Below are 15,808 nucleotides of genomic sequence, written 5' to 3'. Positions count from 1 at the left end.
CGAAAGCTGTTTGTGTATGTTTATAAAGGCAGGTCTTCTGACTTCCCCAAAACCGACGACCTTCCCATTTCCAAAGAAACAGTGGCACATGTATGTCGGTCATTTTTACGGAGTTACAGCAGCGGAGACTGTTCCGGACTTACACCGGCATTCCCTTTTCGAGTAATATAGGCCAGGGTTGGCCCGCATTACTACCTTTATAGCCGTCAAAATTACTACGATTTGTGGGCTTTAAAAAAGTGGAGATGATATTGGCCGCTGCGGTGGGTTAGGATTTCAGCAATTGAGCAATAAGTCGCGCGGTTACCTGATGCGTCAAAATGGTTTGGTGACTGGCACCGGGGATGACCACAAAGTGGTCTTTTTCAGCCAGCGAACGGTTCAATTGATAGGCCAGACTATGCTTATTTTCAGTGCTCACCACAACAACCGGCCGCCGGGTCTGTTGCACATCCTTTTCGGTTGGAAAAACAAAATCGGTGACAGAGGGGAATGGGAAATAGACAACATCGGCAACGCGGTCGCTGAAGTCGCCCCCCTGCGAAGCAGGATCAATTAACAGGGTCAACTTCGGCCTGTTAGTGGCCGCCAAATGAGCCGCAACCCGTCCGCCCAGCGAATAACCGATGATAATGATCTTATCTTCCGAATAACGCAGTTTCAGCGAGTCATAAACGGCTTGTGCGTCACTGTAAAAGTTTGCTAACGTAATGGCTCCTCTGCTTTTACCATGTTGTCGGTAATCTGTGATGAGTACATCATAGTGAAATCTGAGAAATTCAGGTGCCATTTTCCCCCAATTTTCAAGCGTGCCGCCATTACCTTTCCAAAAACAGACCACCCCTTTCGATTGGGAAGCTTTGAAAAGGAGCGCATTCAACAAACCTCCCTGGGGGGTTTTAATAGTCAGTTCCTCAAACGGTTGCTCAAAACTAAATTTGTAATCAGAAGGAAGTGAACTGGATCGATAGCGATTTGCCTGCTCTGGTCTGGCGGAGTATAAGAACAAGTAGCTTCCTGCATAACAAAAAATGAACAGCATCAACCCTGCCCCTAGCCATTTTGTCCTTTTGACTTTATTCATTGTCTCACGTCTGATATGGTGAAAACCAAAAGTAAGACAATGGTAGACAAGCCATTACTTAAGAAAAGTTAAATCTTCCTGGTTGCTACGTTCTACCCATGGAGCAATCGCCTTCTCTACAAACTCAACCCGTTCGCTAACCGAAACAAGGGGAAGTTCAATGATCTCAAACCCGAGTGATCGATACGTGGTTACCAGTGCCTGATGTAATGCAGTAGCTTCGGCGAAGGTCTGCCAGCGTTCGTTATCGTTAACATAAATAGCCTCCCAGGGCGGAGCCATGAAAACCTGTGGCTGATAGGCATACTGCTTAACAGCCTGATAATAGATTTTACCAACGGGCAAATCCCCAATTCTCAAATAGGCAATAATATCTGGAATGGCCCGATCAAAAAACGTAACCTCCTCATTATCTGACGCTTTTTCAAAATCACGAATCATACGATCCAGCGCCATTCGGGCAAAGCAGGAAAGATCCACCCACGGAAGGCAATGACTACCGGCGGCTACTTCCTGCTGAATCAACTGCCGCGACACTTCGTCTACGCAACAAAATCCCTTGTCTCGCAACGCGTTGAGCAAGGTACTTTTACCGGCACCGGGGCCACCGGAAATAATAAACTTATGCATCAGACACGTAGTAAAAGATAGAGGCCACAAATCCCAAGCACCATAACTAAACAGCTTAGTTGATTGATGGTGCTGACCCGATTGATTTCGTCAGGTTCAATGATTCGCTCCTGTTCGCCAATAAACGGCTTTTCGACCAGCACGCCGTGGTAGACGTTTGGGCCGCCAAATCGGCAGTTGAGGATTCCCGCTAAAGCCGCTTCGGGATACCCCGCGTTCGGGCTTTTATGCCGATGCCCGTAGCGAAGTACAAATTGAAATCCACGAACACTACCCGCTACAAGCACCATTAATAAGGCCGTCAGTCGGGCGGGAATGAAATTCACTACGTCGTCCAGCCGGGCAGCAAACTTGCCAAACTGTTCGTATCGGTCGCTTCGGTAGCCTACCATTGAATCCATTGTATTGATGAGTTTATAGGCCATCATACCCGGAACGCCCGCTACTGCGCAGAAAAGCAACGGAGCAATGACACCGTCGCTGAGGTTTTCGGACATCGTTTCCAGGACAGCAATGCGAATTTGCTGGGCACTCAGCCGGGACGTATCACGACCCACGATCCGGGAAAGTTGCGTCCGTCCGGCTTCAAGTCCGTCGGCCTGCAAGACCGAAAATACTTTCTGACCTTCCGTAATCAAGCCTTTATTGGCCAATCCGTACCAAACCCATATTCCGTTCAGGACGATATACAGCCAGGGATGCACGAAAAGAACCAGCCGATTTAACGTAGCAAAAAACAGATACACCGAAACACACAGCCCGATGGTTAGCAACGCGCCCTTCAGAAAACGAAACGTGCCCTGATTTAAAATGGCATCACCTTTAGCGATCAGCGTACCGAAAACCCGAACAGGGTGGGGCCAGTTTTCGGGGTCGCCAATCAGCAGATCCAGTACGTAGCCAATGACCAATGGCAACACAACTACCATTGTTTTTTCCATTTAGCTAAGGCATTTATCAGCAGATCATTTTTGTCGGGGGAGAGTGTTGCCATCCGGAAATGACCTTTCCCCAATGATCGAAAATTACTTGCATCCCGGATCAGAAGACCATGATTCTCAACTAAAAAACGTTTCAAATCAGTTGCTGTTCTCACCAAAGTTTCGGCGATGAAGAAATGAGTTTGGCTGTCATAAACGCGAATGGAATCGTTCTGGTGCAGGTTTCGGACGAAGGTTTCTTTGTCGGCCAGTAAGTTTAATAAGGGCAATTGTATTTTCTCGAAGTTTTCAAAAATGAATCGCCCGGCCTCCAGCGCGAGTGTATTCACCGTCCACGGCTGCTTCACCGCTTTCAGTTTGTCGATGACCGTTGGCGAACTTACTACGTAGCCCAGCCGTAACCCCGGAATGGCGTAGGCCTTCGTCAATGAGCGCATAATCAGCAGATTGGCGTGGCGATTCAGCAACGGGATGGCTGTTGGCAGGCGGTCCGTAAAATCAATGAACGCTTCATCAACCACAAAAAGAGTCTGCGGATTTTTGGTCATCCACTCATCTAACTGCGAAAATACAGCACCCGTTGGGTTATTGGGATTGCAGATAAAAACCAGCTCGCTCGTCAGGCGAGGCAGCGTCGACAGCTTATCCCAGTCAAGAAATGAAAGCTGATGGTTGTGCATCTGACAGGCATCTTCGTACTCCGCAAAAGCCGGGACCACAATGGAAGTTTTCTTACCAGAAAATGCCTGCGCAATCAGGTAAATGCTTTCGGTAGTGCCACTGTTGACCAATACCTGTTTACTCAAAACCTGGTGATGTTCAGCCGCCTGTCTGGCAAGGGATTCGGCCAGCACTTCGGGATAGCGATTGATACGTTCCCATTGATTGAACAGGTGTTCTTTCAATCCTTTGGGTTCGCCCCCATACCAGACGTTCGTGCTGAAATCGGCTTTTATTTCATTTGCGTAGCGATAGCCATCGTCGCCATGTCCCTGTAGCATTATTCGGTCAGATCAGTAGATAAATCTTCTGAAACGAGCTGTTCAGATTCCTTCGCCTGGCTTATCTCTTCCATAAAAAAATAATAACCTTCGACTTTTCAGTTGCCGGTGGCATTTCGGTCAGTAAATTTTCCCGTCTTCGTAAATACCGTTAACTACTATATACATTGACAAAGATACTTGTTCGGAAGGTATCCGTTTCAGTTCTGCAAATCCGCGTAAATCTGATCCATGTCGATATGCACCCGGATCAAGTCAGCCAGGCGATCGTATTGCCGCTCTTTAAACTGCTGATAATCATCGATCTTACCGCCCGATTCAGTGGTATAATCAGCGAGTAGATCGTCGATCACGACAGCGTTATCCAGAATGCCGTGCAGATACGTACCCCAGCATTTTTGGTTTAGAAAATAACCATCGAGTCGCCCATCTGACAGATATGTAACCGGTCGGGATTCGCCGGACGTAGTGGTTTCGCCCATATGAATTTCGTAGCCTGTGCAGGATTCCATCCTGGCCCGGTACGTAAACTGGCGTTGCTCGGTTATTTTCGTCGGTTTAAGTACTGTCTGAACGGGCAGCAAGCCTAAGCCGGGAATGGCTTCGATGGTGCTTTCCAGATGATCGGGATCTTCGATAGTTTCGCCCAGCATCTGGTAGCCTCCGCAGATGCCGATCACCGTTTTACCTTTTTTATGCACGGCATAAATCGCCTGCGCAACGCCATTGTTTTTGATCGCCAGTAAGTCTTCAATGGTGTTTTTGCTACCGGGCAGAATCACAATATCAGCTTTTTCAATTTCGTCGGGTTGATTGGTATAGAACAGATTGACGCGGGGATCGCGTTCCAACTGGTCGAAGTCGGTGAAGTTGGCCAGGCGTTTCAATAAAATCACCGCTACGTTCACCTTCCCCAAAACCGCCGAACGATACTTGGCGTCCAGCGATACGGAGTCTTCCTGCTCAATAAAAATATCCCGAAAATACGGTAGAATTCCCACAACGGGCAGACCCGTCAACTCCTCCAGCATTCGTTTGCCGTCCTCAAACAACCGGGCATCTCCCCGAAATTTATTGACAATAATGCCTTTGATACACGCCCGTTCGTCGGGCGTAAGCAATGCAATCGTGCCGTATACACTCCCGAACAGGCCACCCCGGTCGATGTCGCCAATCAGGTACGTAGCGGCCCCGGCGTGGGCGGCCATGCGCAGGTTGGTGATATCACGGTGTTTCAGATTCAGCTCCGAAATGCTCCCCGCCCCTTCCATCACAACGGGCGAATAGCGACTAGCCAACTGGTCGAACGCCTGTTTCACCGAAGTGAACAATTCATTCCGGTCGTTGGTCATAAAATACTCGTAAGCCGACTGCGTGCCAACGGGTTTGCCGTTCAGAATCACCTGCGACGATTTGTCGGTTGTCGGTTTAAGCAACACCGGATTCATATCGGTATGGCAGGGAATACCAGCCGCTTCGGCCTGCACGGCTTGCGCCCGGCCAATCTCCAAGCCGTCGGGCGTCGCATAGCTGTTCAGCGACATATTCTGCGCCTTGAACGGAGCGGGGTGATAGCCATCCTGTTTGAAAATCCGACAAAACCCAGCCGTAATGACGCTTTTGCCAACGTCGGAGGCTGTACCGACAAACATAATGGGACGAAGAGTGGGCATGCTACGTATCGACCTTTGAGGATCGATGAACTTATTTACGTAAGAAACCACGAAGGTAAGCCTTTCCTGTATTCACAAATACCCTACCTTTGGCAGACAACTTTAGGGGTGTCGGTTCGGGTACTGAACTGACTGAGATAATACCCTCATAACCTGATGCCGTTTGTACGGCCGTAGGGAAAAGTTAGCTCTCCTCTCATTTTCGTCAGGCCGCTGTCTTTTCGCCCCTTGAAGTTGCTGTTTTTTCATTCATCTAAACAGCACTATGTCTTTATCAGCCCAATCCATCTGGAAGGATGTGGAGCAAATTCGCTCCGTGGCTCCTCTTGTTCAGAGCATTACCAATTTTGTGGTGATGAACAACACCGCCAACGCGTTACTGGCGCTGGGTGCTTCGCCCGCTATGGTCCACGCTGTGGACGAAGTAGAAGAATTCGTATTTATCGCCAGCGCACTGGTTGTCAACATCGGCACCTTAGACGCCAACTTTGTGGCGGGCATGAAATTAGCCATGAAGAAGGCTAGGGACCTGGGTAAACCGATTGTATTTGATCCAGTAGGCGTCGGGGCTACTACATATCGAAATCAGGTGAGCCGGGACCTACTGGCCATTGCGCCACCCACGATTATCCGGGGGAATGCCTCCGAAATTATGGCGCTGGCTGGTTTGAATGCCTATACCAAAGGAGTCGATAGCACCCATGGCTCGTCGGCTGCGCTGGACAGTGCTCGTCAGTTGAGTACGGGCCTGGGCAGTGTCGTCGTCGTTAGTGGAGCCGACGATTACATCGTTCAGGGGGAGCGGGTGGCAGTCATCGCGAATGGGCATCCGATGATGACGAAAGTAACGGGTATGGGATGTACAGCAACAGCACTCACAGCCGCCTTTGCCGCCATTAATCCCGACCCCTTCATAGCCAGTGTACACGGTATGGCGGTGATGGGTATCGCGGGCGAACTAGCGGCCAAACAATCGCCCGGCCCCGGTAGCCTGCAACTGAATTTTCTGGATGGGCTGTATCAGCTTACGTATCAGAGCATTGCCGATACGCTCAAACTAACGTACTTGTGAATCAACTTTATCTGGTAACGGACAGTGCCATCAGCCAGCGGGCGGGCCATTCCGTACCGTTTGTAGTTGCCGAAGCCTGCCGGGCGGGAGTTCGCTGGATTCAGTTGCGGGAAAAGCAGTTGTCAACCCGGGCGTTCATCGCATTGGGCCTTACGTTGAAACAGATTACGCAGCAATATGGAGCTAAATTAATCATCAACGACCGGGTCGATGTGGCGCTAGCCATTGACGCCGACGGCGTTCACATTGGTCAGGAGGATATGCCCTTTCCCATGGTACGTTCGCTGGTTGGGCCAGACAAACTCGTTGGTTTATCCATCAACAATGAAGCTGAACTTCGGGCTGCTCACGATTGGAGTGTTGATTACCTGGGCATTGCAACGATCTTCCCAACGGGCACCAAACAGGATACAGCCAGTATTTTAGGCATCGATGGCCTGCAACGTATCTGTGCACAAACCCAGCTTCCTACGTTCGCGATTGGCGGCATTAATGTTTCAAACATTCAGGCCGTCATGCTGTCGGGCGTAACGGGGGTTGCCGTTGTTTCGGCCATTTGTGGCCAGCCGTCACCCTACGAAGCCACCCGCGAATTGATCCATTTACTTTCTCAAGCTTTATGAAAACGTACACCAGAGTGCTTACCATCGCCGGTTCGGATAGTGGCGGTGGAGCGGGCATTCAGGCCGATCTGAAAACGTTTGCCGCGCTGGGTTGCTACGGTATGTCGGTGCTGACGGCGTTAACGGCTCAGAATACGCAAAAAGTTACGGCCATTTACCCGGTACCACCGGCGTTTATTGTGGAACAGCTAAAAGCTGTTCTGAGCGATATCGGCACCGATGCGGTTAAAATTGGCATGTTACACTCGCCCGAAGTAATTGCTGCCGTGGCTAAAACACTGATCGAATTCAGCGTGACCAACGTAGTGGTTGATCCGGTGATGGTCGCCAAAAGTGGCGATAAGCTGTTGCAGGATGAGGCCATCGATGCACTCAAAACCGAACTTCTTCCTCTCGCTGCGCTTATCACCCCAAACCTTCCCGAAGCCAGTGTTTTATTGGGTCATCCCGTTGAAAATCTGGTCGATATGGAACAGGCGGCCACCGAATTAGCCCAATTATTTCCGGGTGCCCTTCTGATCAAGGGCGGCCATCTGGAATCGCAGGAAAGTTCGGATTTACTCTTTGTAGCGCCGGGAGAAACGTACTGGTTTCCAACGCAACGTATTGATACACAGAATTCCCACGGAACAGGCTGCACCCTTTCATCAGCTATTGCGGCTGGGTTGGCAAAAGGGCTTCCCATGCGCGAGGCTGTCGGCTCGGCAAAGGTTTATTTGACCAACGCGTTGCAAGCCGGGGCTGATTATTCACTCGGGCACGGACATGGCCCCGTTCACCATTTTTTTAATTTTTGGTCGTAATCATAATTTACCTCACCCCAACCCCTCTCCTGGTTTTCAGGAGAGAGGCTAAAAAATTGTCGAATTTTCTCCCCTCCCCCTTATTTCAAGGGAAGGGGCCGGGGCGGGGTGATCCACCTATTAACTCTCTCAATTCATGCGTTTTACCGACCAGCTCTGGCAACAGATTTCACCTATCTACGAATCTATTCTAACGCACGGCTTTGTGTCTGAATTAGCCACCGGAACCTTGCCGTTAGCTACGTTCCACTATTACATTCAACAGGATGCTCTCTATCTGATCGATTTCAGCCGGGCATTGGCACAGTTAGCCGTCAAAGCCGATACGCCCGATGCTATTTTGCTCCTGACGCAGTTGGCCGAGAATGCCATTCGGGTAGAACGGGTGCTGCACGAAACCTATTTCTCGCTCTATGACATTCAGCCAGAAACGACGAAAATGCCAGCCTGCTTTGCCTACACCAATTATATGCTGGCTACTACGTCGGTGCAGTCGCTGGCCGTAGGGACAGCGGCTCTGCTGCCCTGTTTCTGGATTTACCGGGAGGTTGGAAAAGCCATCCACCAACAAGCTGTTTCCCAAAATCCGTACCAGGCCTGGATTGATACCTACGCGGGCGACGCCTTTGACGTGGTCGTTACGCAGATGCTGGAACTGACCAACCACCTGGCCGGTGAAGCCAGTGTCAACGAGCGGGCCAAAATGGCAGAGGCATTCCAGCAATCCAGCCGGTTGGAATGGCACTTCTGGGACGATGCCTACAGGCTTAATCAATGGTCGGTTTAAACCCGAATCCGTCCCGAAACAGTCTGTGTAATTGCCTCAGCCGACAATTCGTCGAGAGAAAGGCAATCAGCGCCCAGGGCTTTTGCCAGTTCAGCCGCCCGGCCTAAGCGCAGGTAATCATGTTCGGTATCAAGTACCAGCACCGGAATTTGCTGTTCGCGTAATTGGGCGGCAATGGCTAGTGTTTGTTGCCACGCATCACCCCCACCGGGAAGCGCTACGTTGGCTTTCCCGTCGCTGAGGATGACCAGCAGGGGTTGCAAATCCTGCTGACGGTTCAGACGGCTTATCACCTGCGAAGCCATTTGCAAGGCGTGGGGCAACGGCGTGCGTCCGCCGGTGGGCAGGGTACGCATCGCCTGTTCGGCTAGTTCAACACTATGCGTAGGCTCCAGCAAAACCTGCGCTTCGACGCCCCGAAAAGCAATCACGCCTACGCTGTCCCGACGCTGGTAAGCGTCTGTCAGCAGACTAAGGACGCTGCCTTTAACGGCCTCCATGCGTCGGCTCGCGGCCATCGACCCCGACGCATCCACAACGAACAGGATAAGATTGCCCGTTTTGCCGATACGCAGGTTCTGATGCAGATCTTCCCGAATAATGCCCCAATCGTCGGCGTCCCGAAGCAGGGCGTGTTGCACGGTGGCCGAAATAGCTACGTTCGTCGGGGCTTTATCCGGCACGGCGCGCATCGTAGTGCCTCGCTGGGGATTCATCACCGGACTCCGGCGTCCCACGGGCACTTGCTGCCGAAACGGACTGGGTTCCATTGATATTGGAGCCACTTCAGCTTGCAGCCTTACTCCAAAAACCTGCTCCTGTTGGGGCGGCTCGGCGGGTTCACCATCACTTTCCGAGGGTGAACCATTCACTTTCTCCTGAGCAGGTTCAGACGGCGAATTTAATACTTGTTGGGATTCCGGCTGGCGGGCTGGCGGAGCCTGTTGCCTCAATTCGTCCAGCTTTGTATCGGGTAACCGGCTTTCCTCAAACGGCTTTTTACGCTGCCTGTGCACGAGGGCTAATTCGGCGGCCTGGCGAATGTCATCCGCAGTTACGTCGGTACGTCCGGCCAGAGCTGCCAACGTCAGGGCCGTTTTGTACATGACAATATCGGCCCGTAAACTGGTCACGTTCAGATCAGTGCAAAGTTGACTGATTAGTGTTAGTAAGCCATCAGCTAACGTAACGGAAGGCAGTAATGTACGGGCGGCCTGAATCTGATTATGCAGCGTTTTTTGCTGGTCAGCCCATTTCGCAGCAAATGCAGCAGGGTCAGTATCGAAAGCAATACGTCGGCGGACAACTTCAGTCCGTTCGGCCACATCACGCGGAGCGTCAACATCCACCATCAGCCCGAACCGGTCGAGAAATTGCGGCCGCAGATTTCCTTCTTCGGGATTCATGGTTCCGATGAGTGTGAATCGGGCCGGATGGCTGATGGAAAGCCCTTCCCGCTGAACCGTGTTGACACCCATAGCTGCTACGTCCAGCAGCACATCGACCAGATGGTCGGGCAAGAGATTAACTTCATCGATGTAGAGAATGCCCCGATGGGCGGTGGCCAGCAAACCAGGCAGTAGTTTCCTTTTCCGCTCGACCAATACGCCTTCCAGATCCAGACTCCCCACCACCCGGTCTTCAGTGGCGCCCAGCGGCAGGTTCACAAACGGCACTACTACGTCCTCCACCTGCCAATCGGGTTGTTGACAGGCTTCGCAAAAATCCAGTGGTTCGTCGGGCGGACAGTTGAAGCGCGACCCCGCCACCCGCTGAATAGTCGGCATAATGTCGGCCAGACCCCGAGCCGCCGTACTTTTCGCCGTCCCCTTTTCCCCCCGAATCAGCACACCGCCAATGCCGGGATTCACCGCGCAAAGCAGGAGCGCCTGTTTGAGTTTTTGTTGAGCAACAAGGGCTGAGAACGGGTACATCATTAGCGTCTTTTCTGAATAAATTCTGTGGATTCACTGTCACTCAAAATCACCATTGGGCTCCCAAAGCTCAATAATGTTGCCTTCCGGGTCGAGAATATGCACGAATTTGCCATAATCATACGCTGTTATGTCATCCACAATGGTCACATTGTCCCGCTTCAATTCATCAACCAACGCAGCTATATTTTCTACCCGATAATTGATCATAAACGGCTTAGTCGACGGATTGAAATAGGTCGTGTCGTTGGGAAACGCACACCAGGCGGTCGATCCTTTTTTCAACGCATCATCGGCCTGCCGCCACTCAAACGTCGTCCCGTATTCGCCGGTCGTCAATCCCAGGTTTTTGGCATACCACTCGTTCATGCCCTGCGGGTCATTGCATTTGAAAAATATGCCGCCCAGGCCCGTTACTTTTTTCATAGCAGTCAATTTTAGTTACTGTCCTTACCACTGCTGAATAATTACACAAACATCGGACTCATCTTTCAAGGCAAACTCTCTTGCTCCCCACGGCCTCATCGATACCACCTTTGCGTTAGGGTGTACTAATTCTGGATGTGACGATTTTATTTTCGTATAAACTTCCTCAATATCCGTTGTAACAAGTCTGAGTTCTGGTCTGTCTTTTTCAGCGTATTCCTTATTTTGAATCAAGTGAATAGCCAACCCATCTTTTTCTACGACACAAAAAGGCTGTTTTGATGACAATTCTTCATACCCAATTTTAAAGTCAAGGCAGTCCACAAAAAGGGTCAATCCTACTTGAATGTCCGTGTAGAATAGGTTCGGAACTAGTTTGGTAAATTTCATTTGTGCGTCGTTTAAAGTGAATGATTTCCCTACAGTTGGTATTACATACAAATAAAGTAGCTGCTCAACGTAATAGATTTACGTTGATCTTTCCGTAGATTCTTCGACGCATTTTTATTCCTGCCAATTGACTTTACTACGTCCTGCTTAACCTCACTCACTTCGAACTTCCAGCAAACTCTCGCTTTGTAAATAAACGGCCTGTAATTGCTGTACCATGTCCGGTGAGGGCTCGGCCCACATACCCCGTTGAGCAGCTTCGAGGAGTCGTTCGGCGATGGCGTTCAGTGCCCACGGATTGCTGTCGGCGAAGAACAGTTGCATGGCCGGGTCGAGGGCATATGTTTCACCTACTTTCTGGTACATCCAGTCATCAACAACCTGAGCTGTAGCATCATAACCAAACAAATAATCGACCGTAGCCGTAAGTTCCAGACCGCCTTTGTAGCCATGTTTTTTGATGCTTTCCAGCCACTTCGGATTGACAACCCGCGACCGGAACACACGCAATGCTTCTTCTTTCAAATCCCGCACAACGGGTTGGGCGGGATTTTGCGAATCGCCAAAATAATGCTTCGGTTGCTGCCCGGTCAGGCTACGTATCGTGGCGATCATTCCGCCGTGGAATTGCAGGTAATCGTCACTGTCGAAGATGTCATGTTCACGATTATCCTGATTGTGTAAGGCCACTTCCACGCCCGAAAGCCGCTGTTTGAATTCCGACCGGGCATCAACGCCCTGCGCCGTTCTTGAGTACGCATAGCCGCCCCAATTGACGTAGGCTTGCGCGAAATCAGCATCGGCATGCCAGTTTTTTTCATTGATAAGGGGCAGAATTCCAGCCCCATAACTACCGGGAGCCGCGCCGAAAATCCGGTAGCTCGCCCGTTCTTCGGCTTCTTCGATAGGCATATCCTGTGATCGTAACTCAGCGAGATCATTCAGGTAATGCTTGCGGACAAAATTCTGCTCCAATGGTTCATCAAGGGCCAGCACGCGCTGGACACCATCATCCAGTAAATCAATCAGATGCGGAAACGCATCCCGAAAAAAGCCACTGATGCGCGTTGTTACGTCAATCCGGGGGCGCCCTAACTCCTCCAGCGAAATCACCTCCACGTCGACCACCCGGCGACTTTCGACCTGCCACACCGGACGAACGCCCAGTAAGGCCATAATTTCTGCTACGTCATCGCCATTGGTGCGCATGGCGCTGGTTCCCCAAATGCTGATCCCGACGCTTTCTGGATATGTACCGGTTTCTTTCACATGCCGGGCGAGAACTTCGCGGGCGAGTTGCTGCCCCACTTCCCAGGCGGCCTGCGACGGCAACGCACGCGGATCGACCGCATAGAAGTTACGCCCCGTTGGCAGAATGTGCGCCATGCCGCGCGTGGGTGCGCCACTTGGCCCGGCAGGAATATACCCACCCGAAAGCCCGTGCAGCAGGTTCGTAATTTCCTCATCGGTGCGGGCCAGATTGGGCAGGAGTTGCTCACACACGAACATCAGCACCTGTCGAATTCCAGCCAGTCCTTCCCCAGTCGGCGCTACGTTAAACGTCTCAAACAAGACCGGATCAATACGTTTTGCCTGAAATCGATGCTGTTGCAAAATCCGAAACAGGTGGTTACTCAACTCATCAATGACTTCCAGTGCGTCGGCTCCAGTCACGACCGGACGACCCGCTAATTCAATAAACTGCTGTGGTACTGATACTAGCCTCTGGCCTTTCTGCGTTTGCAGCGTTGGCAAATCAAATTCGAAAAGGGTCGCTATCTCAGTCTGTAATCCGGGCACTGATACGTTCGGCAGGCGAGTTAACGACTGTAGCATATCGACCAGCGCGTCACCAGTGGGCATTTCGCCAAGTGTATGCAAACCATTACGTATCTGCGCGGCACCAAGTTCGCAGAGGTAACCGTCGATGTCTTCGATCAGGTGGGCAATGTCTTTGCCATCCATTTCAGTCAGGCTCACGGGCACTCCCTCCGGCGTCATGTCGTCGTCCCAATCGTGTTTATGGTCGCCATGATCACGTTGCAGCATGACCGACAGATCTTTGTCCAGATTGGTTTGCTTGATAAGAGTCCATATCTGTCGCTGAAGCAGGGGCAATTTGGCCGGATCGAGCGTTTCGACCTGATAGTATTCATCTACCAACTGCGTCAGTTGCGCCAGTTCGCCGTAGCTGTCCGCCGACGTCATGGGGGGCGTCAGGTGATCGATCACGACCGCATGCGCCCGCCGTTTCGCCTGTGCCCCTTCGCCCGGATCGTTGATGATGAAGGGATAAAATAAGGGTAGATCGCCCAGAAACGCGTCCGGAAAACAGGTTGATGACAAACCGATGCCTTTTCCCGGCAGCCATTCCAGCGTACCATGCTTGCCCACATGAACTATGGCGTCGGCTTTCCAGTCGTCACGCAACCAGCGATAGAGCGCATAATAGTGATGGGTCGGTGGCAAATCGGGTTGATGGTAAATAGCGTCGGGGTCCATGCCATAACCACGCGGAGGCTGCAAGGCGACGAACGCATTCCCCAGGTCCAGACCGGCCAGCGCAATTTGACCGTTATGCACGTAGGTTTCGCCGGGCGGTGGCCCCCACTGTTTCAGAATTTTAGCCTGTAAAATGTCGGGCAAATCCGCAAACCAGTGGGCATACTGAGCAGTCGATACGTGCCCGGCGGCATTCGCCAGTTGCTCCGGGGTCAGGTACGTTTGGTCGTAGGAACAGCGGTCGATTAGCTCGTGAATAAGAGCGGTGCCGCTTTCGGGAAGGTTCTCGATTCGATACCCTTCGGCCTGCATGGCGTGCAGCATGTTCATCAATGACGCCGGAGCATCCAGCCCTACCGCGTTGCCAATCTGCGAGGCTTTTGTGTTGGAATCGGTAAAAATGAACGCGATACGTTTCTGACTATTCGGCAAGCGTCGCAAGCGGGCGAAACGTACTGCCAGTCCGGTTACGCGCTCAATCCGGTCGTCAACGGGTTCGTAGCCCTTTGTCGCCCGATCTTTCTCCTTGAATGAAATCGGGACGGTGATAATCCGTCCGTCGAATTCGGGAATCGCTACGTTCATGGCCGTGTCCAGCGGATTCAGTCCCCGACTCGACGACTCCCACGGGCCACGTCCCATGCCGCTGGTAATCGTCTGAAAGATAGGTACGTTCAACCGCATCAATGCCACTGACGAACCAGAATCTTCGCCCATTGGCCTGACGTCTGTCATGGCAAACGAAATGGTATTGATCAGATTATCAATGGCAATGCCTCCCCGTTCGGGCGTGAAGAACTGAAAGGCGAACGGTTCGTTTGTTTCGGGATCGACGGTTTTGAGCGAGGATGTAAAAACGGGCAATGCATTGACATCTTTATCTTCCAGCGAACGAACCAAGGCATCAATAAAGGCCATATTTCCGCTAATCCAGTGCGACCGATAGAACGTAATACCAACGGTTGGCTGGTCGGGATTATGCCGTTGCACCCAATCCGACAGGTCTGCGTTTTCGGGCAGATCGGGATGGTAGATGCCGTGCTCGGGTAGCTGAATAGGCGCATCCGACCCGAAGCCCGTCATCAGCAAATGATCGGACAGGAAGTACAGTAGTGAGTTAAGGTTCTGGTAACCACCCGCCTGAACGTAGGCCAGCGTATCATGCAGAATAGCGGGCGAAACCGTCGAAGCAGCCGCAAACTCGGGGTTCAGATCGCCCGTACCGCTGATCACGATGAGGTGCTGGCCTTTCTCATTCGCCCGACGAACCAGTTCGTGGAAGCCCGGCACGCTGCTCGGCCGACCGTGGATACGTAGCACGATGATCTGGGCTGCGCCAATTTCCCGGTCCAGCAACTGTGCCATTTGTGCTTCACTCCTGATCGCCAGTAAACTGATTCCCGACGTTTTCGGAAAGTCGTCCGGTAAACCCTGCAGGACAAGACTCAACGTCAGCAAATCGGTGTCGGCGTGGGTCAGAAACACGATGCCGCCCGATGGCGTGGCCGTCTGACCAAGTTGCGTGGCTATTTCCGAACCTTTCCAGGTGTAAAACTGAAAGACGTACTCCGACAATTCGGCGGGGGGAACCAGAAATCCGTCGGCAGCAATCATGCTTTCGATATAGTCGAAAATCGCGATTACTTGCCAGTCGCTGTTGATCGACTGGAACCAGACCGAATTACCGTCGAACAGCAACGTAACGACATTGGCCAGCGTGCAGGGACCGAGGCAACCGCCTTTGGTCATGTGCACTACGTTCCGGATTTTGCGCCGTAGCCATTCCGTTTTGTACAGATCGACCGGCACGGCGGCAAAACCCCGATCCGTTCGGCCGCAGCAACAGGCATTATAGCAATAGGACAAATGCCCCCGTCGCTGAACAAGATTAATGGCTTTTCCGTCGGGCCGCATCACCCGCTGGCGTTTGATTTCAGTCATA

13 protein-coding genes and 2 riboswitches are annotated in these 15,808 nt (G+C 51.8%); of the genes, 4 read left to right on the top strand and 9 right to left on the bottom strand.

The window, feature by feature from the left end; genetic code table 11:
* Positions 1–10: 10 nt before the first annotated feature.
* Positions 11–214: riboswitch (cobalamin riboswitch) on the bottom strand.
* A gap of 54 nt (positions 215–268) precedes the next feature.
* The 5 genes from ACYVEA_RS25370 to ACYVEA_RS25350 form a co-directional block, all read right to left on the bottom strand.
* Positions 269–1,084, bottom strand: coding sequence for an alpha/beta hydrolase (locus tag ACYVEA_RS25370; protein ID WP_461116227.1), 816 nt, complete (start codon positions 1,082–1,084; stop codon positions 269–271).
* Between the two features lie 54 nt (positions 1,085–1,138).
* A complete protein-coding gene (locus tag ACYVEA_RS25365; RefSeq protein ID WP_461116226.1) occupies positions 1,139–1,714 on the bottom strand; it encodes an AAA family ATPase in 576 nt (191 codons plus the stop codon).
* On the bottom strand, positions 1,714–2,655 hold the full coding sequence (gene cbiB / locus ACYVEA_RS25360) for an adenosylcobinamide-phosphate synthase CbiB (protein WP_461116225.1): 942 nt from the start codon (positions 2,653–2,655) through the stop codon (positions 1,714–1,716). Before cbiB ends, ACYVEA_RS25365 begins: the two co-directional genes overlap by 1 nt.
* The gene (locus tag ACYVEA_RS25355) at positions 2,637–3,656 is read right to left on the bottom strand and encodes a pyridoxal phosphate-dependent aminotransferase (protein WP_461116224.1); all 1,020 of its coding nucleotides are present in this window, start codon (positions 3,654–3,656) and stop codon (positions 2,637–2,639) included. Before ACYVEA_RS25355 ends, cbiB begins: the two co-directional genes overlap by 19 nt.
* Before the next feature lie 200 nt (positions 3,657–3,856).
* The gene (locus ACYVEA_RS25350; protein WP_461116223.1) at positions 3,857–5,329 is read right to left on the bottom strand and encodes a cobyric acid synthase; all 1,473 of its coding nucleotides are present in this window, start codon (positions 5,327–5,329) and stop codon (positions 3,857–3,859) included.
* Positions 5,330–5,423: 94 nt separating this feature from the next.
* A riboswitch (TPP riboswitch) is annotated at positions 5,424–5,526 on the top strand.
* 68 nt (positions 5,527–5,594) lie between these two features.
* Between ACYVEA_RS25350 and thiM the strand changes: the two genes are divergently transcribed.
* The 4 genes from thiM to tenA all read left to right on the top strand — a co-directional run bounded on the left by thiM (position 5,595) and on the right by tenA (position 8,614).
* Positions 5,595–6,401 carry a hydroxyethylthiazole kinase gene (gene thiM / locus ACYVEA_RS25345; protein ID WP_461116222.1) on the top strand — a complete coding sequence of 269 codons (807 nt, stop codon included), beginning with the start codon at positions 5,595–5,597 and terminating at the stop codon, positions 6,399–6,401.
* Positions 6,398–7,024 (top strand): thiamine phosphate synthase, encoded by a 627-nt coding sequence (gene thiE / locus ACYVEA_RS25340; protein WP_461116221.1) that lies wholly within the window; start codon positions 6,398–6,400, stop codon positions 7,022–7,024. Before thiM ends, thiE begins: the two co-directional genes overlap by 4 nt.
* Entirely contained in the window at positions 7,021–7,827 is an 807-nt protein-coding gene (gene thiD / locus ACYVEA_RS25335) for a bifunctional hydroxymethylpyrimidine kinase/phosphomethylpyrimidine kinase (protein WP_461116220.1), read from the top strand. Before thiE ends, thiD begins: the two co-directional genes overlap by 4 nt.
* A 136-nt stretch (positions 7,828–7,963) precedes the next feature.
* Complete coding sequence (gene tenA, locus ACYVEA_RS25330) at positions 7,964–8,614, top strand: thiaminase II (protein WP_461116219.1); 651 nt, start codon at positions 7,964–7,966, stop codon at positions 8,612–8,614.
* Here the strand turns inward: tenA and ACYVEA_RS25325 are convergent.
* The 4 genes from ACYVEA_RS25325 to cobN form a co-directional block, all read right to left on the bottom strand.
* Complete coding sequence (locus tag ACYVEA_RS25325) at positions 8,611–10,551, bottom strand: putative cobaltochelatase (RefSeq protein WP_461116218.1); 1,941 nt, start codon at positions 10,549–10,551, stop codon at positions 8,611–8,613. The two genes, tenA and ACYVEA_RS25325, sit on opposite strands and share 4 nt — an antisense overlap.
* Before the next feature lie 36 nt (positions 10,552–10,587).
* Positions 10,588–10,974, bottom strand: coding sequence for a VOC family protein (locus tag ACYVEA_RS25320; protein ID WP_461116217.1), 387 nt, complete (start codon positions 10,972–10,974; stop codon positions 10,588–10,590).
* 24 nt (positions 10,975–10,998) lie between these two features.
* The gene (locus tag ACYVEA_RS25315) at positions 10,999–11,364 is read right to left on the bottom strand and encodes a VOC family protein (protein ID WP_461116216.1); all 366 of its coding nucleotides are present in this window, start codon (positions 11,362–11,364) and stop codon (positions 10,999–11,001) included.
* A gap of 153 nt (positions 11,365–11,517) precedes the next feature.
* Positions 11,518–15,807, bottom strand: coding sequence for a cobaltochelatase subunit CobN (cobN, locus tag ACYVEA_RS25310; RefSeq protein WP_461116215.1), 4,290 nt, complete (start codon positions 15,805–15,807; stop codon positions 11,518–11,520).
* Between the last annotated feature and the right edge of the window lies 1 nt (position 15,808).

The sequence above is a fragment of the Spirosoma jeollabukense genome (assembly GCF_054777855.1).
This window is presented reverse-complemented; position numbering and strand designations above follow the sequence as displayed.

Excerpts from the sequence above, each read along its gene's own strand:
- ACYVEA_RS25370 (WP_461116227.1), bottom strand. The coding sequence starts at position 1,084 with ATGAATAAAGTCAAAAGGACAAAATGGCTAGGGGCAGGGTTGATGCTG.
- ACYVEA_RS25365 (WP_461116226.1), bottom strand. The coding sequence starts at position 1,714 with ATGCATAAGTTTATTATTTCCGGTGGCCCCGGTGCCGGTAAAAGTACC.
- cbiB (WP_461116225.1), bottom strand. The coding sequence starts at position 2,655 with ATGGAAAAAACAATGGTAGTTGTGTTGCCATTGGTCATTGGCTACGTA.
- ACYVEA_RS25355 (WP_461116224.1), bottom strand. The coding sequence starts at position 3,656 with ATGCTACAGGGACATGGCGACGATGGCTATCGCTACGCAAATGAAATA.
- ACYVEA_RS25350 (WP_461116223.1), bottom strand. The coding sequence starts at position 5,329 with ATGCCCACTCTTCGTCCCATTATGTTTGTCGGTACAGCCTCCGACGTT.
- thiM (WP_461116222.1), top strand. The coding sequence starts at position 5,595 with ATGTCTTTATCAGCCCAATCCATCTGGAAGGATGTGGAGCAAATTCGC.
- thiD (WP_461116220.1), top strand. The coding sequence starts at position 7,021 with ATGAAAACGTACACCAGAGTGCTTACCATCGCCGGTTCGGATAGTGGC.
- tenA (WP_461116219.1), top strand. The coding sequence starts at position 7,964 with ATGCGTTTTACCGACCAGCTCTGGCAACAGATTTCACCTATCTACGAA.
- ACYVEA_RS25325 (WP_461116218.1), bottom strand. The coding sequence starts at position 10,551 with ATGATGTACCCGTTCTCAGCCCTTGTTGCTCAACAAAAACTCAAACAG.
- ACYVEA_RS25320 (WP_461116217.1), bottom strand. The coding sequence starts at position 10,974 with ATGAAAAAAGTAACGGGCCTGGGCGGCATATTTTTCAAATGCAATGAC.
- ACYVEA_RS25315 (WP_461116216.1), bottom strand. The coding sequence starts at position 11,364 with ATGAAATTTACCAAACTAGTTCCGAACCTATTCTACACGGACATTCAA.
- cobN (WP_461116215.1), bottom strand. The coding sequence starts at position 15,807 with ATGACTGAAATCAAACGCCAGCGGGTGATGCGGCCCGACGGAAAAGCC.